The organism is Tardiphaga sp. vice154 (assembly GCF_007018645.1).
Classification (GTDB): Bacteria; Pseudomonadota; Alphaproteobacteria; order Rhizobiales; family Xanthobacteraceae; genus Tardiphaga.
The window spans coordinates 4,703,438-4,722,689 of record NZ_CP041399.1 but is presented as its reverse complement, the minus strand read 5'-3'; the positions used below and the strand labels follow the sequence as shown (position 1 = coordinate 4,722,689).

Here is a 19,252-nt window from a genome sequence, read left to right as displayed (position 1 = left end):
CTTGCAACAGAGTAACCGCCATGAATTTCGATTTCTCCGACGACCAGAAGCAGCTTCGCGACGAGGCCCGGCGTTTCCTTTCGGAAAAATGCCCGCCGAAGGCGGTGCGCGCCGTGATCGACGGCAAGGCGACCTATGACCGCGAGCTCTGGAAGGGCCTCGCCGACATGGGCTTCCTCGGGGTCGCCATTCCCGAAGCCTTCGGCGGCTCCGGCGCGGGCCATCTGGAGCTCTGCGTGATCGCCGAGGAAATGGGCCGCGCGCTGGCGCCGGTGCCGTTCTCGTCCACGGTGTATCTCGCCGCGGAAGCGTTGATGCTGGCTGGCACCGAGGCGCAGAAGCAGAAGTGGTTGCCGGCGATCGCCGCGGGCACTGCGGTCGGCACGCTGGCGCTGTTCGAGGGCACCGGCAATCCGTCGCCGGCGTCGATCAAGCTGACCGCGACGAACGGCGTGCTCAACGGCGTCAAGAAGCCGGTGCCGGATGGCGCGGTCGCCGACTTCGCCATTGTCGCGGCGCGCAATGGCTCGACCGGACGCGAGACCGACATCTCGCTGTTCCTGGTCGATCTCACCTGCGACGGCGTCGAGACCCGTGCGCTGGCCAATATCGATCCGTCGCGCGGCCAGGCGGAAATCACGTTCACCAACGTCAAGGCTGAGTCGCTCGGTCCGGCCAGCGAAGGCTGGAGCATCCTGACGCGCGTGCTGGATCGCGCCGCGGTGCTGATCGGCTTCGAGCAGGTCGGCGGCGCCGACCGTGCGCTGGAGATGGGGCGTGACTACGCGCTTGACCGCATCGCCTTCGGCCGCCAGATCGGCTCGTTCCAGGCGGTCAAGCACATGCTCGCCGACATGTATGTATCGGCAACTTTGGCGCGCTCGAATTGCTACTACGGCGCCTGGGCGCTCTCCACCAACGCCTCCGAATTGCCGGAAGCCGCCGCCTCGGCGCGGATCAGCGCCACGCAGGCGTTCCAGCATTGCGCCAAGAACAATATCCAGGTCCATGGCGGCATGGGCTTCACCTGGGAATTCGACTGCCATTTGTACTACCGCCGCGCCAACGCGCTGGCGGTCGGCCTCGGCAGCCTGTCGTATTGGGAAGACGCGTTGATCGACCGCATGCGGCAGCGGAACGCGGCGTAGTTTGTGTAGCCCGGATGGAGCGAAGCGAAATCCGGGGATGTCGATATCGCCGAAATGCCGGTCCCCGGATTGCGCTTCGCTCCATCCGGGCTACGAAGAAAGGGCAGCCTCATGAATTTCGATGACACCCCGCAGGAAGCCGCTTTTCGCTGCGAGGCCCGCGCCTGGATCGCGGCCAACGCGCCAAAGGAATATGAGGACGAGCTGAAGCGCGCCTCGCTTGGCCGCATCCAGCTCAAGGGCGGCAATATTCTGGAGGTGGCAAAGGCCTGGCAGAAGAAGAAGGCCGAGGCCGGCTGGGCGGTGCCGCACTGGCCGAAGGACTATGGCGGCCGCGGCGCGTCGCCGATCGAGCGGGTGATCTGGCAGCAGGAAGAGGGCGTGTTCGGCAAGCTCGGCGCGCTGTTCATTATCGGCCACGGGATGTGCGGCCCGACCATGATGGCCTATGCTGCCGAGGACCAGAAGCGGCACTACCTGCCGCCGCTGGCCTCCGGCGAGAACATCTGGTGCCAGTTGTTTTCCGAACCCGCCGGCGGCTCGGACGTCGCCGGCCTGCGCACGCGGGCAGAAAAGGACGGCGACGACTGGATCATCAATGGTCAAAAAATATGGACATCGGGCGCGCACTATTCCGATTTTGGAATCTTGATCACCCGCACCGATCCCAATGTGCCCAAGCACAAGGGCCTCACCATGTTCTTCCTCGACATGAAGAGCGCGGGCGTCGAGGTGAAGCCTATCAAGCAGGCCAACGGGCAGTCCGAGTTCAACGAGGTGTATTTCACCGACGTGCGAATTCCGGACGCGCAGCGTCTGGGCGCCGTCGGCGATGGCTGGAACGTGTCGCTGACCACCCTGATGAACGAGCGTATGGCGATCGGTGCCAATATGGCCACCGGCGTGCCGGAACTGTTCGAGTTCGCCAGCAGCCTGATGCTGGAGGATGGTCCGGCGATCGACGATCGCGCGGTGCGCTCGAAGCTCGCCAGCTGGGCGGTGCGCGCCAGCGGGCTGAAGTACACCAGCTTCCGTGCGATCTCGGCGCTGTCGAAGGGTGAGCGGCCGGGGCCGGAAAACTCGATCGGCAAGCTGGTCGCGGGTACCATGCTGCAGGATGTCGCGACCTACGCGCTCGACCTGCAGGGCGCCGCTGGCGTGCTCAGCGGTCCGGACGACGCCGAGGCGGCCGGCAAATTCCAGGCGATGCTGCTGCGCTCGCCCGCCACCCGCGTCGAGGGCGGCACCGACGAGATCCTGCGCAACATCATCGCCGAGCGCGTGCTGGGCCTGCCCGGCGACATCCGCGTCGACAAGGACGTGCCGTTCAACCAGATCCCCACAAGAGGACGCTGATGCTTTCTTCCCTCTCCCCTTGTGGGAGAGGGTGGCCGCGCGATAGCGCGGCCGGGTGAGGGGTAGCCACAAGCTCCGAGCCCGGAAACCCCTCATCCGTCGCGGACTTCGTCCGCGCCACCTTCTCCCACAAGGGGAGAAGGAAGTAAGAAGAGCCGACTGGAGCTACCGATGAATTTCGACGACACAACCGAAGAAGCAGCCTTCCGCGCCACGGCGCGCGCCTGGATCGCGGCGCATGCGCCGAAGGAGCTCGAGGCCGAGCTGACAAAACCCTCGGCCGAGCGTGCCTCCGAGAAGCGCGACGGCATGATCGAGGTGTCGAAGGCCTGGCAGAAGAAGAAAGCCGACGCCGGCTGGGCCTGCCTGCACTGGCCGAAGGAATATGGTGGACGTGGCGCAACCCCGATCGAGCGGGTGATCTGGCAGCAGGAAGAGGGCGTCTACGACAAGCTCTCGAAGCCGTTCGCCATCGGGCAGGGCATGTGCGGGCCGACCGTGATGGCCTATGCCGATGAAGACCAGAAGCGCAAATATCTGCCGCCGCTGGCATCCGGCGAAACCATCTGGTGCCAGCTGTTCTCCGAACCTGCCGGCGGATCTGACGTCGCCGGCCTCCGCACGCGGGCGGAAAAGGACGGCTCCGACTGGATCGTCAACGGCCAGAAAATCTGGACCTCGGGCGCGCATTACTCCGACTACGGCATCCTCATTACCCGTACCGATCCCAACGTGCCCAAGCACAAGGGCCTGACGATGTTCTTCCTGGACATGAAGAGCGCGGGTATCGAGGTCAAGCCGATCAAGCAGGCCAACGGCATGCAGGAATTCAACGAGGTGTTCTTCACCAACGTGCGGATTCCCGACAGCCAGCGGCTCGGCGCGGTGGGCGACGGCTGGAACGTATCGCTGACGACGCTGATGAACGAGCGGATGTCGATCGGCGCGCGGCTTGCCACGGGCTTCCCCGAACTGTTCGAGTTCTGCAGCAATTTGATGCTGGAGGACGGGCTTGCGATCGACGACCGTGCCGTGCGCTCAAAGCTCGCAAACTGGGCGGTGAAAAATTCCGGCCTGAAATATACCAGCTACCGCGCAATCTCCGCGCTGTCGAAAGGCGAGCGGCCGGGGCCGGAGAATTCGATCGGCAAGCTGGTGTCCGGCGCCATGCTGCAGGACATCGCGATGTTCGCCGCCGACCTGCAGGGCGCCTCGGGCGCGCTGACTGAAGGAGACGGCGAGGCGGCCGGGGCGTTCCAGGCGATGATCCTGCAGTCGCCGTCGATCCGCATTGCGGGCGGCACCGATGAGATCCTGCGCAACATCATCGCCGAGCGCGTGCTGGGCCTGCCCGGCGACATCCGCGTCGACAAGGACGTGCCGTTCAACCAGATCCCTACTAAGGGACGCTAACGGTGTCTTCCTTCCCTCTCCCCTTGTGGGAGAGGGTGGCCGCGCGATAGCGCGGACGGGTGAGGGGTAGCCACAAGCGCCGTGCTTCGCCGTTACCCCTCATCCGTCACGGCCTTCGGCCGTGCCACCTTCTCCCACAAGGGGAGAAGGAAGATGCCACGACTACCGAGGACTTCATGACCGACACCGCCATCGACACGCTCGAAACCCTGCTCGCCGCGCGCTATTCCTGCCGCGCCTACAAGCCGGAACAGGTGCCGCGCGCGACCATCGAGCGCATTCTCACCGCCGCGCAGAAAACCGCGTCGTGGTGCAACAGCCAGCCGTGGCAGGTGACGATTACCTCCGGCGCGGCGACCGAAGCGTTCCGCGACGTGCTGTACCCCGTTGCCGCCGCCGGCACGCCGAACTCCGGTGACTTCCCGTTCCCGCGCGAATATCGCGGCGTCTATCTCGACCGCCGCCGCGAGAGCGGCTTCCAGCTCTATAATACGCTGGGCATCCAGCGCGGCGACAAGGCGGCTTACGCCAGGCAGGCGATGGAGAACTTCAACTTCTTCGGCGCGCCGCATGTCGCCATCATCACCACCGACGAGGCGCTCGGCGTCTACGGCGCGGTGGATTGCGGCGGCTATGTCACCAGCTTCATGCTGGCGGCGCAGGCGATGGGGCTTGCCACGGTGCCGCAGGCGGCCTTGGCGTTTCACTCTGCCGTCGTGCGGAAGCACTTCGGCATGGCGGATGATCGCCGCGTGGTGTGTGGGATTTCGTTCGGATTTCCGGATGCAGATGCCAAGGTGAACAGCTATCGGACCACGCGAGCGGCGTTGCCGGACGTAGCGACCTTCGTGGAGTAGTAGTAAAGCGAAGCTCTTCCTTCCCCTCTCCCACGGCCGTCGCGCAGCGGCGGCTGGCGGGAGAGGGTGTCTCGAAGCCGCGAAGCGGATTCGAGACGGGAGAGGGGGCTCTTCTTCCGGCGTTCTTGGCTCCCCCTCTCCCGTCCGCGCTGCGCGCGGTCACCCTCCCCCACGAGGGGGGAGGGGACTACAGCGCTTGGCGCGAAGCTCCGGGCTCTCTTACAAGCTTCGAGACCCCTCAGAACCTCGGCGGCCGTTTTTCCCCGAACGCCTTGATGCCTTCCTTGATCTCGTCGCCACGCATGCTGTTGCGGGCGCGGGCGTCTGCGGCTTCCTCATCCAGTTCGCCGCGGGCGAATTCGTTGATCGCACGCTTCATGCCGGCCATCGCCCTGGGCGCATTGCCGGCCAGAATCCCCGCGAGCCTGTCCACTTCCTCGTCCAGCGCCGCCATTGGCACCGATGCGGTGAGATAGCCGATCGCCAGCATCTCGGCGGCGTCGATCTTCTGCGCGGTGAGGAACAATCGCTTGGCATTGTTGACGCCAAGCCTTGTCACGTAGCGCTTGATGCCGCCCTTGTAGTAATGCAGCCCGAGCCGGGCCGCCGGCATGAACATCTCGCAGCTGTCCACGCCGATGCGGAAATCGCAGGCCAGCGCCAGATCGGTGGAGCCGCCATAGACGCCGCCATTGAGCCGGCAGATCGTAGGCAGGGCGAGGTCCTCGAGCCGGTTGGCGACGATCTCGAACGACGAGCCGGCGCTCGGTTGCGCGGCCGCGCTGCCGGCGCGGTCGGCGATCGAGCCGAGGTCGAAGCCGGCGCTGAAGGCGCGGCCGGTGCCGGTCAGCACCAGCACGCGAATCGCCGGATCGGCCTCGATCCGGTCGAACAGCAACAGAAGATGGTCGAGGTCGCTCTGCTGCAACCGGTTCAGATGCTTCGCGCGATTTAGCCGGATGGTGGCGCGGGGGCCGTCTTGGGTCAGGATCGGCAGGGAGGCGTCGGTGGTGTCCGGCATGTCGTTCTCCGTCAGGGAAGGTCGGACGGTGCCCGCGCGGCCCCCCTGCGTCAACGCCGCGCGGTGCATTGCGGCATTCGTCATCGACATCGGCTATAATCGACCGCAAGGATATTGCTCCCTGAAAACGGTTGGCTCCGATGGACCTCTTCGACCTGCAACACGCCGGCAGTGTGTTTGCCACGATCTTCGTGCTGGCGACCTGCACGATGCGGACGATGATCCCGCTGCGGGTGTTCGGCGTCATGAGCAACGTGCTGCTGATCCTGCTGTCGATCCCGACCCATAATTATTCCGTGATGGCGTTGCATGGCGTGCTGATGCTGCTGAACGGCTATCGCCTGCACCAGATGCTGCAACTGGTCCGCGACGTGAAAAAATCGGTATCTTCCGACCTTTCGATGGAATGGCTGAAGCCGTTCATGACCAAGCGACGCACGCAGACCGGCGAGGTACTGTTCTACAAGGATGAGAAGGCGGAGGAGATGTTCTACATCGTCAGTGGCCGCTACCGTCTGGTGGAGTCCGAGATCGAGCTGCCGGTCGGCGCCATCGTCGGTGAACTCGGCATGCTGTCGCCGACCAATGCGCGTACCCAGACGCTGGAATGTCTCGAGGGCGGCGCCGTGCTGGGCATCAGCTACAGCCAGGTCGAGGAGCTGTACGTGCAGAACCCGGAATTCGGGTTCTACTTTCTGAAGCTGGCCTCGGCGCGGCTGTTCGAGAACATCGGCAGGCTGGAAACGCAACTGGCGCAGCACGAGGCGCCGTCGATCGCGGGCGCGGCGCAGCCCGCCTGAGCAGGAATTGTCGTGACCGGCTTCATCAACGTCATCCGCAATACGCTTACCGAACTGGTCGGGCCGGATCACAGCACGCCGGCCGTGCTGCCGGCCGGCCTGCCGGATCAGGTGCTGCCCGCGGCGCGTGCTGGGGTGGCGCTGCTCACGGACTATCAAAGCCAGGCCTATGCGCAGCTGTATTGCGACCGGCTGCGCCGCTTTATTGGCCGGCGCGGCGTCGATGACGCGCTGTTTGCCGAGATCGCAAGGCTGCTGGCGGAGCGGATGGCCTATCTCGACGCGATCCGCATCGCGCAGCTCAAATTGCAGGAAGCGCCGGGTCAGGGCCGCCATGCGATCGACGTCCGGCGGTTTCGCTGCGACGAGCTGCTTGGCGCGCTGCCGGTGATTGCCGGCGGGCCGCTGCTGCGAATGGTCGAGATCGTCCGCTGCGCGCATCGGACCGTGCCGATTCGCTTCAGCAATGCGAGCTGGTGGGGGATCCAGCGTCTCAAGCTAGAGTCCTCGTTGCGCCATTCGCGGCGGCTGTCGGCGCGCTATGCGGTCGAGCGCGTCTGGGTCGAGCGCTGGCTGCACATGATCGATCGCGCGCTGACCCGGCAGCCGGCGGCGGTCGGCGCGGTGGTGCAGATGGCGACCATGATCGAAGGCTACGGCACCGGCTACCGGACGGGCATGGCGGCCTGGCACCAGATTATCGACGGGTTGGCCAAGCCGGTGTTCGACGGCCCGCTGGTGCTGCCGGACCTGGCTGCCGCCATCGCCAGGGCCCGCCATGTGCCGCGCGATCCGAAGGGGGAAGAATTGCGCAAAGTCATTGCGGAGATCAGGGCAGGGGCGTGCAATCCCGGTTCCACGATGGCATAAATGGCCGACTGGATATAGCGCCGCTGCCGGTGAGAAGGACGCCTGCTTGTTGTTTCCCGCATTTTCGTCGTCGATCGCCCTGGGACCGCTGCTCGCCTGGATGCTGGCGCTTACGGTCAAGCATGTCATTGCGGACTTCTTCCTGCAGAACGCCTGGATGGCGATGGGCAAGGACGCCCGGACCGGATGGGCTTTGCCACTGCTGGCGCATGTCTCGATCCATGGCGTGCTGACGACGGCGCTGGTCGCCGCCGTGCAGCCGAAACTGTGGTTCATCGGGCTGATCGATTTCGCGATCCATCTTGCGATCGACCGCAGCAAGGGCTTTCTGGTCGCCCGCTACCGCATCGCACCCGGCAATCCCTGGTTCTGGTGGCTGATCGGGATCGACCAGGCCCTGCACCATTTGACCGGTCTGGGCCTCGCCATTCTGCTTGTGGCCAACCGCTGAGCGGTTCCAACGCGGCCAAATTGCGGCGGCGCCTGCCTGATTCGGAACACGAGTTCAAGTTCCAATATCGCCATTAAGGCTCTTGGTTAACTCTGCGTTAGGAAATTGCGCGGCATCCTCCCGATTGAGGAGAACAGCCATGTGGTCCAGCCGACAAGCTTTTGAAAACGATTTCTGTCCAGTCCAGGAAGACCTGCTCGGTGCGATGTACCGGGCCAGCGAGAATGGCCTGCCGCAGCTCGTCGAGAGCGTTTCGTCCGACGTGCGTGCCATGCTGGCGCTGTTCTGCTACCGCCGCAGCCATCTGCATTCGCTGGCGATCGCGATTGCCGCGAGCTGCGACGAACGCGAGTTGATCCAGCTTGGCGGCAGGGTCGGTTCGACGTTGTATGCGCTGTCGCATGAGACGGCAGTGTCGCGTCCCGCGTCGCCATCGTCCTACGGCAACCGCAAGGCGATCACGCTGTCGACTAAACCGCTATCGACCTTCACGCCGGTCGATGACGAACTCGACGACGAAGCCGAAGTGGCCGTGCAGGACAATCGCGTTACCGCCTGAACCTGTGACGATGTCGCTAGGCAACGGATGTCGCCCGGCCGGCGTTCGGCAGCGTCGCTATTTCAACCCGGTTGCGCCCATTGATCTTGGCGAGATACAGCGCCCCATCGGCGCGCGCCATCAGGCTTTCCGCGGTGTCGCCCTCGACATGCTCCGCGACGCCGAAGCTGCAGGTGACCCTGCCGACATCGGCAAACGTCGCCTGTGCGATGCTCTGCGACAGCTTGAGCGCAGCCTGATAAGTCTTCGGCCCGCTTGAGCCGGGCGTCAGAATGACAAATTCTTCGCCGCCCCAGCGCGCCAGCAGATCCGATTTCCGGATGCCGTCCGACACGACCTGTGAAAGCTGGACCAGGACGTCGTCTCCCGCCTGATGCCCATGAATGTCGTTGACCTGCTTGAAGTGATCGACGTCGTACAGCACCAGAGATAGCGGCGTGCCATAGCGCGCCGAGCGCGCCATTTCGCCAACCAGCGAATCGTCGAATTTCCAGCGGTTGAAGAGGCCGGTGAGAGGGTCGGTGACGGCCTGGAAGCGCAGGTCCTGCGCCAGCTTCTGTAAGGCCCGCCGGCTTTCCGTCTGGACGCTTTCCCGTATGCTGTGCTCGCGTCCGATGAAATAGATCAGCGCCATGACCGTTCCCAGCAGCGTGACGATGATCCCGATCAGCCGGCTGGCAACGATCGTTTCCGCCGGCATGGCGACAAGCAGCGACCATTGGCTGTTCTCGGCGAAGCGGCGGCGGACAATTTCCCGCCTGCCGTCAAACGTTATCCATTCCGATCCGATCAGCTCGGTTGCCATCATCGGGCGATCGCCGAGCCATCGGCGTTGCAGCGCCAGTTCGTTTTTCTGGCCATCAGCGAGCGGCCACAACTGCTTGAACAACAAGTCGCGGCGATTGCTGAGGACCACGAGGCCGTCTGGATTGACGAAAAAATAAGGCCGGCCAAAACGGGTCAGGTCGTCTTCGAGCCCGTCGAGCGATTTGCTGAGGATGGCGACACCCGCGACCGTTCCCTTGTCGCTCGGGATCGGCATGCTGGAGACGTAACTGCGGCCTGAGCCATCGCTGTCGAACGCGAAATCACGCCCGGGCTTGCCGGTCATAGCGGCATCAAATGATGGTTGTAGCCGCTTTGGCAGCGCTTCCGTCATGACCCGCGCGTTCTCTGTCGAGGCAGCAATGATGTTCTTCGATGCATCCATTATATAGCCGGACGTGGCGCCGGCGGCTTTGACGTGGAGGTCCAGCGCACCCTGCCCGTATCCATCGCCCTGATGGGGACCGTCGCCGACGGGGGAGAGCAGGCCGGGCGTCCGCGCCAGTGTTAGCACCATGCCATCGACGATGGCCGTTTCGCCGGCCAGGCGGCTGGCCAGCAGATCGATGTCCCCCCGCGCGGTCTGTTCGACATTGCGCCGGTAGATTTCGCCCAGAAATTCGGTGAGCGTCCAGCCGACCAGCAGAATCGTGGTGATCGCGCCGATGGCAGCTATGAATTGTTTGCGGATGTAGGAGGCATAGCGCTCCGAGCCGAGTTCTCTGGCGATCAGAATTCCCCAGATTGCCCAGATGGAGAAAGCTAGCGCGCATGCCAGCAGCGCCCGTACGAGCTGAATAGGAATGCCGGTTGATGCCATGAACCAGGCGTAATGAAGGACCGAGGCCGGCCAAAATGGCACCTCGCGAACGATAATGCCGGCCGCGATGCCATACAGGAAAAAGTAGATGGCCGAGAAGCCAGCGAAAGTTCGCGCACCACCGGTCGATCGTCGTGCCTCTGCGATGAAAATCATTCCGGCCCCGACTGACCCCAGAAAGCCGAAGATGTAGCGTGCCAGCGCTGCTGCCGCGCCCAGGTTAACCGTCGATGCGGCGTAGACCACGATGCCGACCAGAGGCAGATAGATCCATCGGCCGGGCGCCGGAAGATCGAACTGACCGGCATTCATACGCGCGAATTCCATCAGCAGGATAAAAGAAATCGTCATGCCCCCGACACGCAGGGCCGCAAACATCGGCGTATCGCCGATCATCAGCGCAGTCAGGTCGAGCCACTCGCCGATCCCATGCAACAGGGCAAAAGTGCCAAGGATGCTCCATTTGATCCGACCGCCCTGAGCTTTTGAAATGGCAAAGCAGACGGCGCCCAGCAGAATGAACGCCAGACCATAAAAGAAAAAAATGAAATCGAGCTGGGCTTGGAAAAAAACCGCCATGTTCTCATACGCGTTCAACGGGCATTCCCCGAACGAGGGACCAGTTGAGTCCTACTGTCAGAGCTTTAATCTGACCTTACTCGCGGCGTTCATTTAACTAACGAGCTTAACGGAATTTTTTAGAAGTATCCGGGTGTGCAAAATGGCATCGGGATACGCGAGCGAGCCGCGTCAACCCGGCGGCAATGCGGGCATTCCATGCCGGCGCCTTGCCATGTTGCATTCGGGATCGCCGGGCAGGCAGGTCCGGCACACTTCCGGCCGGATCGCATAGATCCCGCAGGCGGTATGCGTGCCCACTTTTCCGGTCAGCGCCGAGCAGCGGTCGCCCTCGCAGCGCATGCCCGACAGCCGGTCGTTGACGAACTTCGCCGGGATGAGATCGAGCTCTGCGTCGTCCTCGGTGGTAAAGCGCGGCCAGTTGCTGGAATAGGAACAGCAGGCGCCGCAGGGCTGGCACGGATTGGTGTCGTCGGGCGTGGGAGCTTCCATCGCGGCTGTTTAGCGCGGACGCATTCCTGCCGATAGAGCTGTCATTCCGGGGCGCGGGCGGCGCGAGCCGACCGCGAACCGGGAATCCCGAAATGTTCAAAGCATATCGAGGTTCCGGGTTCGCTCGCGCTGATGCGCTCGCGCCCCGGAACGACAATCTCACCTCTTCAGCAATCTCACCTCTTCAACTTGGCCAGTTCCGCTTCCAACTCGGCAATCCGGGCATCCCGCCCCGCCAATGCCGCGGCCACATCACCCGCGTCGAATTTCTGCGGGATGTGCTGCGGGCAGTTGGTGTCCCAGGCACTGATGCTGAACAGGATCACCTGTTCGGGCCGCGCCTTGTAGCCGGCCGGCATCAGCGAAGCGAGCAGCGCCGGATCGTCCTCGACCACCCTTGCGGTGCCCCACAGCTTGACGCGGCGGCGATGCGCGTAGTCCATGATGAAGATGTGGGCCTTCGTATTCTCCGCGAGATTACCTTGCGTGATGTATTGCCGATTGCCGCTGTAGTCCGCAAAACCCAGCGTGTGCTTGTCGAGAATTTTGACGAAGCCCTTCGGCCCGCCGCGATGCTGCATGTACGGCTGGCCGTCGGCGCTGGCGGTGGCCAGGAACAGGCTGTCGGCCTCGGCGAGGAAGACCGTGAGGTGATCGTCGACTTCGCTGCGCCAGCCACCGTTTTGCTCGACGCGGGCATAGGCTGCACGTGAGCCCTTGCGCGACTGGATCGTCTTGACGGTGGGCGTAAAGGCGACGTCGCTGTTGAACGCCTGTGGCTCTGACATGGGAACACTCCTTCGTCGCTGTCACGTCATGTCTGCTGCGACGCATTGCCATCGCTGGCGATGCGTCGCGCGGTCGTCGTTTCAGGCTGCGGCAGCGACGGTCACCACCGGAAAGTCGATCTCGGTCTTCGCAACTTCGTTGACGTAGTTTGTCAGCGTGTTCAGTGCGACGTGCAGAACGATCTCGAGCAGTTGCGCGTCGTCATAGCCGGCCTGTCGGACCGAGGCGAGATCGTCATCCGAGACATGGCCACGCTCGGTCACGATCCGAACCGCGAAGCGCACCGCTGCATTGGCCTTGGGATCTTCCGAACCGCCGGCACGGTTGGCGGAGATTTCGCTGTCCGACAGTTTCGCCAGGTTCTTGCCGAGATACGAATGAGCCGACAGGCAATAGCTGCAACCGTTGATTTCAGCGACGGCCAAAGCGATGCGCTCGCGGGTCCGGGCATCGAGCTTGCCCTTTCCCAGCGCGCCATTGAGGCCGAGATAGCCTTCCAGTGCGGCCGGGCTGGTGCCCACCAGACGGAACAGGTTGGGCACCAGGCCGAGTTGCTTGTTGACCGCCTGCAGCAAAGGCTGCGAAGCGGCCGGCGATGTTTCGATGGAGACGGGAGTGGCGATACGGGACATTTGCTTTCCTTTAGGCTGGGGGAGCGTCGCTCTCCGGTGCGCCTAAGATGCAATCTCCCAATAAGAGAAACAATTATTCAAATTGACACTACATTATTTCATATTATGAAATAGTCACATGGACCGTATCGATGCCATGACCGCCTTTGTCGCGGTTGCCGATCTCCGGGGCTTTGCGCCTGCCGCACGAAAAATGGGGCTGTCGGCCTCCAATGTCACGCGGCTGATTGCCGCTCTCGAAGAGCGGGTCGGCGCCCGGCTGTTGCAGCGGACCACCCGCTCGGTGACGCTCACCGACGTCGGCGCGCGCTACCTCGAGCGTGCGCGCCGGATTCTGGCGGATGTCGAGGAGGCCGAAGGTTCCGCGCAGGCCGAGCGCACGCAGCCAAGCGGACGACTGGTGGTGTCGGCGCCGGTCGGCTTCGGCCGGCTCCATGTGACGCCGCTGATGTCCAGCTTTCTGCAACGCTACCCCGAAGTATCGGGCGAGTTGCGACTGTCGGATCGTGTCATCAACCTAGTGGAGGACGGCGTCGATGCCGCGATCCGCATCGGACATCTCGCCGACTCCAGTCTTGTTGCGCGCAGCATCGGCAGCATGCGGCGTATCGTGGTGGCATCGCCGGCTTATCTCGCACGTCGCGGTGAACCGAAAACGCCGCACGACATCGCCGCGCACGACACGATTCACTTCGGCGGGATGGGCGGCGTGACGGAGTGGCGATTCATCGATGGTGGAGAGGAAATTCGCATCAGCCATGCGCCGCATTTCATTACCAATATCGCGGACCCCGCGATCTGGCACGCCGAGCACGTTGGCGGCCTGACCTGGGTGCTGGCCTATCAGGCGGCCGACGCCGTCGCGGCGGGACGGCTCAGGATCGTGCTGGCAGACCATGAGTTGCCGGCGATGCCGATCCACATCGTCTATCCCACCTCGCGGCTGCTGTCGGCCAAGGTGCGTGCCTTCATCGACCTGGCGGCGGAGATTGCTGACTGGAATTTTGCAGGTGCGGCCCGTTAGTCGCTTGTCTGCACCACGCTGAAGGTTGCGCTGGCGCGGGCGCAGACTGTGCTATCGGCTGTGACAAGACACTGTGCGAAGCACAGTCTGCGGCCGGTCTTGATCACCTCGGGCGCGATCTGCAGCCATTGCCCGATTTTCGCAGAGCCGACGAAGTCGACGGTAAGGCTGGCGGTGAGCAGCCGCGTGCCGCCGCCCAGCATGTGACCGCAGCTCAAGCCCATGGCGTTGTCGGCAAGTGAGGAAATCAACCCGCCATGGGCCAGCCCCCGGGAGTTGGTGTGCGGCGTGGCGAGCCGCAACCCGATGATCACCGCCCGGTCGGTGCGTTTCGACCAGATCGGCTCCCATGGTTCAGTGAGCGGGCTCGACCGGTCGTGGCGTGCAAAGCCGTCGGGGATGTCGGGGAAAGTCATGTAATGATACTCGCGATGGAGAGGGGTGCCTCCATAAGAGCGTAACGTTGTCAGCGATGACAGAACAACAAAGTTTAAAACGGGATTTCAAACAGGTTGCGCGCGTTTATAATTGCGAGGAGCACTCGCGACGAAGCAATCCAGTCTTTGCTTGCCGAGCTAGCGGCATGGCTGGATTGCTTCGCACCGCTCGCAATGACGGATCCTTAGTAAGGCAGGCCGACGTAATTTTCCGCCAGAGACGCGGTCGCGGCCTGCGAATGCACGACGTAGTCGAGCTCCGCCTGCTGGATCTTGCCACCGAAGCCGTCCGCGTCGGGGAAACGGTGCATCATCGAGGTCATCCACCACGAGAACCGCACCGCCTTCCACACCCGCATCAGGGCCCGCGCCGAGTAGCCGTCGATCCCCGCGGAAGATTTCTCGTCGTAGAACTCGCGCAGCGCCTGCGACAGATAGTGCACGTCGGAGGCGGCAAGGTTCAGGCCCTTGGCGCCGGTCGGCGGCACGATGTGCGCGGCGTCACCGGCGAGGAACAGTTTTCCGAACCGCATCGGCTCGGCCACGAAGCTGCGCAGCGGCGCGATGCTCTTCTCGATCGAAGGCCCGGTGACCAGCGCCTCCGCGGCCTCCGGATCGAGCCGGGCTCGCAATTCGTCCCAGAACCGGTCGTCGGACCAGTCCTCGACCTTTTCGTCCAGCGCGCATTGGACGTAATGACGGCTGCGCGTCGGCGAGCGCATCGAACACAGCGCGAAGCCGCGTTCGTGGTTGGTGTAGATCAGTTCCGGCGACACCGGCGGCGTGTCCGACAAGAGACCGAGCCAGCCGAACGGATAGACCCGCTCGAACGTCTTCACCGCGCCTGCCGGCACGCTCTGGCGCGACGCGCCGTGGAAGCCGTCGCAGCCGGCGATGAAGTCACACGAAATCTCATGGCTGACGCCGTCCTTGACGTAGCGCACCCGTGGGCTGTCGCCATCAAAATCGTGCAGGCTGACATTGTCCGCGTCGTAGATGGTGGAGAGGCCTGCTTTCACGCGGGCGTCCATCAGGTCGCGCGTCACCTCGGTCTGGCCGTAAACCGTGACGATCTGACCGCCCGAGGCCTGTTTGAGGTCGATGCGGTGGCGGACGCCGCCGAACAACAGTTCGATCCCGTCATGGATCAGGCCCTCACGGTGCAGCCGCTCGGTGATTCCGAGCTTCTCCAGCAGGCCGACCGTGCCCTGCTCGAGTACCCCGGCGCGAATCCGGGCCAGCACATAGTCGCGATCCTTGCGCTCCAGGATGATATTGTCGATGCCGTAGGAATGCAGAAGCTGTCCGAGCAGCATGCCGGCCGGGCCGGCGCCGATGATGGCTACTTTGGTTCGCAAGGGTGACTCCCGTATTGTCTCGATCTGAACCGGGAGCGGCTGGTCGTTAAATCAGACGCGCGCCCTGCAAACCCGGCTTGCAATAATGGTTATATTAAATAACAATATACGCAAAGAGCCGATCAAGGCTTGGTGATCACGTCCAAGAGGACGGGTTCGCAGGACACAGGGAGCGACCTCGATGAGGAAAGCAATTTTCGCAGGGCTGGCGGCTGCGTGCGTGGTTTCGGCGATGCCGCCGGCGATAAATCCTGCGGCGGCGCAGGACAAGACCGTCACCATGAAGGTCTCGCTATGGGTGCCGCCGGCGCATCCGCTGGTGCCGGCGACGCAGGCCTGGGCGGCCGACATCGAGAAGGCCTCCGGCGGCAGCATCAAGATGTCGGTGTTTCCCTCCGAGCAGCTCGGCAAGGCGTTCGACCACTACGACATGGCGCGCGACGGCATTGCCGACATCACCTATGTCAATCCCGGCTACCAGCCCGGCCGCTTCCCGATCATCAGTGCGGGGCAGATCCCGTTCGTCTTCGCCGACGGCAAGAAGGGCACGCTGGCACTCAACGAGTGGTACCGGAAATACGCACAAACCGAGATGAAGGACACCAAGCTGTGCTTCGCCTTTATCCATGATCCAGGCTCGCTGCACGGCAAGAAGAAGATCGTGGTGCCCGGCGATCTGAACGGCGTGAAGGTGCGCCCGGCGCAGAGCACGATCGGCGAAATGGTGAAACTGTTCGGCGGCACCAATGTGCAGGCCTCGGCGCCGGAATCCCGCGACGCGATCGAGCGCGGCGTTGCCGATGAGATCGCGTTCCCGTGGGGGTCGATCTTCCTGTTCGGCATCGACAAGGTCGTCAAATATCACATCGACACGCCACTCTACACGACGGTGTTCACCTACAACATCAATCTCGCCAAATACAACGCGATGTCGGCCGGACAGAAGAAGATTATCGACGACCATTGCACGCCGGAATGGGCCTCCAAGGTCACCGATCCCTGGGTCGATTTCGAGGCCAATGGCCGCGAGAAGATGAAGGCGCTGGAAGGCCATGAGGTCTACAAGCTGACGCCGGAACAGCTCGCCGAATGGAAAAAGGGCGTCGAGCCGCTGCGCACCAGCTGGGCCGCTGCTGTGAAGAAAGCCGGCGGCGACGCCGAGGCGATCGATGCCGAGCTGAAGGCCGCGCTGAAGAAGTTTGATGCGGGGTTGTAGCAACAAACTGTCGTTCCGGGGCGCACATGGCGTGAGCCGAGTGCGAACCCGGAACCTCGATCTGTTCTGAACAATTCGAGATTCCCCGCCATTCCAATTGGAATGGCTGAGGTTCGGTCGCGGTTGACGCTGCTTCCGCCCTGGAATGACACTCTCTGGAAACCTCATGACTTCTCCCGAAATCACTTCCGACGGCGTCATCACCGGGCCGCCCGATCCGCCGCGCAAGAACGTGATGGACCGCTTCATCGACTCGATCGAGTGGATCGCGGCATTGTTCGTCGGCATCGTTGCGCTCAACACCTTCATCGCGGTGGTGATGCGCAAGTTCTTTGCTGTGACGATTCCCGATTACTACAATGTCGGCCAGTTCATGCTCGGCATCCTGATTTTTTGGGGCATCGCTGCGACCTCCTACCGCGGCTCGCACATCACCGTCGATCTGATATGGGCCAACGCGACGCCGAAATATCAGCGCTGGATCGACGTGTTTGCAACGCTGGTGCTGCTGTTCGTCGTCGCCGTGCAGACCTATACGCTGTTCGACAAGGTCGTCGACACCTACAACAGCAACCTCGTGACGATGGACCTGCAACTGCCGGTATGGCCGTTCTTCCTGGTGTCATGGATCGGCGACGGCGCCGCCGTGTTGCTGATCGGGTTTCGCACCTACCGGCTGATCTTCCATCCGGAAGAGATCCACGATTCAAAAATCAAGACCGCAGAGTGATCGCATGGATTTGAGCAATGAAGCGGTCGCGCTGATCGGGTTCGTCACCTTGTTCGTCCTGATGCTGCTGCGCGTGCCGGTCGGTATGGCGATGGGGCTCGTGGGAATCACCGGCTTCGGCTATCTCACGGGTTTCGCGCCGGCGCTGAAGCTGATCGGCCAGACCACGATGCGCACGGTGACGGATTATTCCTTCGGCGTGATCCCGATGTTCCTCTTGATGGGCGCTTTCGTGTCGGTGTCCGGCATCAGTCGCGAACTGTTCCGTGCCGCCAACACCTTCGTCGGCCACTGGAAGGGCGGGCTCGGCATTGCCACCATCGCGGCCTGCGGCGGCTTTGCCGCGATCTCCGGCTCCTCGGTCGCGACCGCGGCGACGTTTTCCGCGGTGGCCTATCCGGAAATGCGGCGCTTCAACTATCCGCAGAGTTTCGCCACCGGCGTGATCGCGGTCGGCGGCACGCTCGGCGCGATGCTGCCGCCGTCCACGGTGCTGGCGGTCTACGGCATCATCACCCAGCAGGACATCGGCAAGCTGTTCATCGCCGGCATTATCCCCGGCCTGCTGGCGATCGTGATGCACATGATCACCATCGCCGTCATCGGCGTGGTGAAGCCGGACTTTTTGCCGGCCGGGCCCAAGTCCTCGTGGCATGAGCGCGCGCTGGCGATTCGCGACGTGTGGTCGCCGCTGCTGCTGTTCGTCTTCGTGATCGGGGGGCTTTATGGCGGCTTCTTCATTCCCACCGAAGCCGGCGCGGTCGGCGCCGTCGGTGCGTTCCTGATCGGTGTGCTGCGCGGCAAGCTGAATCGCGAAGGTATCCTGCAATCGCTGCTGCAGGCGACGCGGACGGCGGCAGCGGTGTTCACCGTGCTGATCGGCGCGCTGTGCTTCGGCTATTTCCTAACCATCACCCAGACGCCTCAGCACGTCACCGAATTCCTCACCAGCCTCGGCATCGGCCGCTACGGCGTGCTGGCACTGATCCTGCTCATGTATCTGGTGCTGGGCTGCCTGATGGACGCGATGGCGATGGTGATCCTCACCGTGCCGATCGTGTTTCCGGTGGTGATGGCGCTCGGCTTCGATCCGATCTGGTTCGGCATCGTCATCGTCATGACGGTCGAGCTTGGTTTGATCCATCCGCCGGTCGGCATGAACGTGTTCGTCATCAAGAGCGTGATCAAGGACGTCAGCATGTCGACCATCTTCAAGGGGGTGCTGCCCTTCGTGGTCACCGATCTGATCCGGCTGGTGCTGCTGATCCTGTTCCCGCTGATCGCCACCTGGCTGCCGACACGGATGATCGGATGACCCCGCAGCTGCAGACGAAATACGTCTTCACCCTCGCGATCCACGTGGGTGCGCCGATCGTCGCCGGCGATTTCGGCCACGGCCTGCGGCGCATCATTCCGATCCTTGGCGGCGAGGTGATCGGGGAGGGCATGCACGGGACGATTTATCCGGCCGGCGCGGATTTCCAGATCATCCGCCCGGACGGTTTTACCGAGCTGGAAGCCAAATACGCCTTCGAGCTGGACGACGGTGCGGTGATCTACATCGAGAACATCGGCATCCGCTTTGGCCCGAAGGAGGCGCTCGACCGCATTGCGAAGGGCGAGGCAGTGGACCCGGCGCTGATCTATTTTCGCTCGGTGCCGAAATTCGAGACCGGAGCTGCGAAGTACCGCTGGCTGATGCACAACCTGTTCATCGGCGTCGGCGCGCGGCATCCGGACCGCGTCGAACTCGACGTGCATCAGGTGCTGTAAGGCACCGTGGCGCGGGGTCCTTCCCTCACCTCTTGTGGGAGAGGGTGGCCGCGCGTTAGCGCGCACGGGTGAGGGGTAGCCACGGGCGCCGAGCTTGGTAAC

General features: G+C 63.3%; 20 protein-coding genes. 13 read left to right on the top strand and 7 right to left on the bottom strand.

Annotated elements, in window-relative coordinates:
- Nucleotides 1-20 precede the first annotated feature (20 nt).
- From FIU28_RS22210 to FIU28_RS22195, 4 genes are all read left to right on the top strand, one after another.
- Complete coding sequence (locus tag FIU28_RS22210) at nt 21-1,148, top strand: acyl-CoA dehydrogenase family protein (protein WP_143575280.1); 1,128 nt, start codon at nt 21-23, stop codon at nt 1,146-1,148.
- Between the two features lie 111 nt (nt 1,149-1,259).
- The gene (locus FIU28_RS22205; protein WP_143575279.1) at nt 1,260-2,504 is read left to right on the top strand and encodes an acyl-CoA dehydrogenase; all 1,245 of its coding nucleotides are present in this window, start codon (nt 1,260-1,262) and stop codon (nt 2,502-2,504) included.
- Nucleotides 2,505-2,675: 171 nt separating this feature from the next.
- Nucleotides 2,676-3,917, top strand: a complete 1,242-nt coding sequence (locus tag FIU28_RS22200; protein ID WP_143575278.1) for an acyl-CoA dehydrogenase — start codon at nt 2,676-2,678, stop codon at nt 3,915-3,917.
- Between the two features lie 176 nt (nt 3,918-4,093).
- On the top strand, nt 4,094-4,774 hold the full coding sequence (locus FIU28_RS22195) for a nitroreductase (protein ID WP_143575277.1): 681 nt from the start codon (nt 4,094-4,096) through the stop codon (nt 4,772-4,774).
- Between the two features lie 238 nt (nt 4,775-5,012).
- Here FIU28_RS22195 and FIU28_RS22190 read toward each other — a convergent pair whose 3' ends face one another.
- The gene (locus FIU28_RS22190; RefSeq protein WP_143575276.1) at nt 5,013-5,795 is read right to left on the bottom strand and encodes an enoyl-CoA hydratase/isomerase family protein; all 783 of its coding nucleotides are present in this window, start codon (nt 5,793-5,795) and stop codon (nt 5,013-5,015) included.
- Nucleotides 5,796-5,935: 140 nt separating this feature from the next.
- Here FIU28_RS22190 and FIU28_RS22185 point away from each other — a divergent pair, with 140 nt between their 5' ends.
- The 4 genes from FIU28_RS22185 (at nt 5,936) to FIU28_RS22170 (ending at nt 8,475) form a co-directional block, all read left to right on the top strand.
- Nucleotides 5,936-6,595, top strand: coding sequence for a Crp/Fnr family transcriptional regulator (locus tag FIU28_RS22185; protein WP_143575275.1), 660 nt, complete (start codon nt 5,936-5,938; stop codon nt 6,593-6,595).
- A 12-nt stretch (nt 6,596-6,607) separates the two neighbouring features.
- Nucleotides 6,608-7,465 (top strand): DUF6537 domain-containing protein, encoded by an 858-nt coding sequence (locus FIU28_RS22180; protein ID WP_143575274.1) that lies wholly within the window; start codon nt 6,608-6,610, stop codon nt 7,463-7,465.
- Nucleotides 7,466-7,511: 46 nt separating this feature from the next.
- Complete coding sequence (locus tag FIU28_RS22175; RefSeq protein ID WP_143575273.1) at nt 7,512-7,916, top strand: DUF3307 domain-containing protein; 405 nt, start codon at nt 7,512-7,514, stop codon at nt 7,914-7,916.
- A 139-nt stretch (nt 7,917-8,055) separates the two neighbouring features.
- Nucleotides 8,056-8,475 (top strand): hypothetical protein, encoded by a 420-nt coding sequence (locus tag FIU28_RS22170; protein ID WP_143575272.1) that lies wholly within the window; start codon nt 8,056-8,058, stop codon nt 8,473-8,475.
- A 16-nt stretch (nt 8,476-8,491) separates the two neighbouring features.
- Here the strand turns inward: FIU28_RS22170 and FIU28_RS22165 are convergent, their stop codons facing one another.
- From FIU28_RS22165 to FIU28_RS22150, 4 genes are all read right to left on the bottom strand, one after another.
- On the bottom strand, nt 8,492-10,717 hold the full coding sequence (locus FIU28_RS22165) for a sensor domain-containing diguanylate cyclase (protein WP_246660769.1): 2,226 nt from the start codon (nt 10,715-10,717) through the stop codon (nt 8,492-8,494).
- Between the two features lie 153 nt (nt 10,718-10,870).
- Nucleotides 10,871-11,191, bottom strand: coding sequence for a YkgJ family cysteine cluster protein (locus FIU28_RS22160; protein WP_143575271.1), 321 nt, complete (start codon nt 11,189-11,191; stop codon nt 10,871-10,873).
- 176 nt (nt 11,192-11,367) lie between these two features.
- A complete protein-coding gene (locus FIU28_RS22155) occupies nt 11,368-11,979 on the bottom strand; it encodes a pyridoxamine 5'-phosphate oxidase family protein (protein WP_143575270.1) in 612 nt (203 codons plus the stop codon).
- Between the two features lie 81 nt (nt 11,980-12,060).
- Nucleotides 12,061-12,612 carry a carboxymuconolactone decarboxylase family protein gene (locus FIU28_RS22150; RefSeq protein ID WP_143575269.1) on the bottom strand — a complete coding sequence of 184 codons (552 nt, stop codon included), beginning with the start codon at nt 12,610-12,612 and terminating at the stop codon, nt 12,061-12,063.
- A 118-nt stretch (nt 12,613-12,730) separates the two neighbouring features.
- Here FIU28_RS22150 and FIU28_RS22145 point away from each other — a divergent pair, with 118 nt between their 5' ends.
- Nucleotides 12,731-13,636: a LysR family transcriptional regulator gene (locus tag FIU28_RS22145; protein WP_143575268.1), complete on the top strand. Its 906-nt coding sequence runs from the start codon at nt 12,731-12,733 to the stop codon at nt 13,634-13,636.
- Here FIU28_RS22145 and FIU28_RS22140 read toward each other — a convergent pair.
- Both FIU28_RS22140 and pobA read right to left on the bottom strand, forming a co-directional pair.
- Nucleotides 13,633-14,052: a PaaI family thioesterase gene (locus FIU28_RS22140; RefSeq protein WP_143575267.1), complete on the bottom strand. Its 420-nt coding sequence runs from the start codon at nt 14,050-14,052 to the stop codon at nt 13,633-13,635. The genes FIU28_RS22145 and FIU28_RS22140 overlap by 4 nt on opposite strands.
- Nucleotides 14,053-14,258: 206 nt before the next feature.
- Nucleotides 14,259-15,431: a 4-hydroxybenzoate 3-monooxygenase gene (pobA, locus tag FIU28_RS22135; RefSeq protein ID WP_143575266.1), complete on the bottom strand. Its 1,173-nt coding sequence runs from the start codon at nt 15,429-15,431 to the stop codon at nt 14,259-14,261.
- Nucleotides 15,432-15,612: 181 nt separating this feature from the next.
- Here pobA and FIU28_RS22130 point away from each other — a divergent pair, with 181 nt between their 5' ends.
- The 4 genes from FIU28_RS22130 to FIU28_RS22115 all read left to right on the top strand — a co-directional run bounded on the left by FIU28_RS22130 (nt 15,613) and on the right by FIU28_RS22115 (nt 19,150).
- Complete coding sequence (locus FIU28_RS22130; protein ID WP_143575265.1) at nt 15,613-16,647, top strand: TRAP transporter substrate-binding protein; 1,035 nt, start codon at nt 15,613-15,615, stop codon at nt 16,645-16,647.
- Nucleotides 16,648-16,882: 235 nt separating this feature from the next.
- A complete protein-coding gene (locus tag FIU28_RS22125) occupies nt 16,883-17,377 on the top strand; it encodes a TRAP transporter small permease (RefSeq protein ID WP_441351311.1) in 495 nt (164 codons plus the stop codon).
- Between the two features lie 10 nt (nt 17,378-17,387).
- A complete protein-coding gene (locus tag FIU28_RS22120; RefSeq protein WP_143576340.1) occupies nt 17,388-18,692 on the top strand; it encodes a TRAP transporter large permease in 1,305 nt (434 codons plus the stop codon).
- Nucleotides 18,689-19,150, top strand: coding sequence for a DUF3237 domain-containing protein (locus FIU28_RS22115; RefSeq protein WP_143575263.1), 462 nt, complete (start codon nt 18,689-18,691; stop codon nt 19,148-19,150). The genes FIU28_RS22120 and FIU28_RS22115 overlap by 4 nt, the downstream gene beginning before the upstream one ends.
- Nucleotides 19,151-19,252 lie beyond the last annotated feature (102 nt).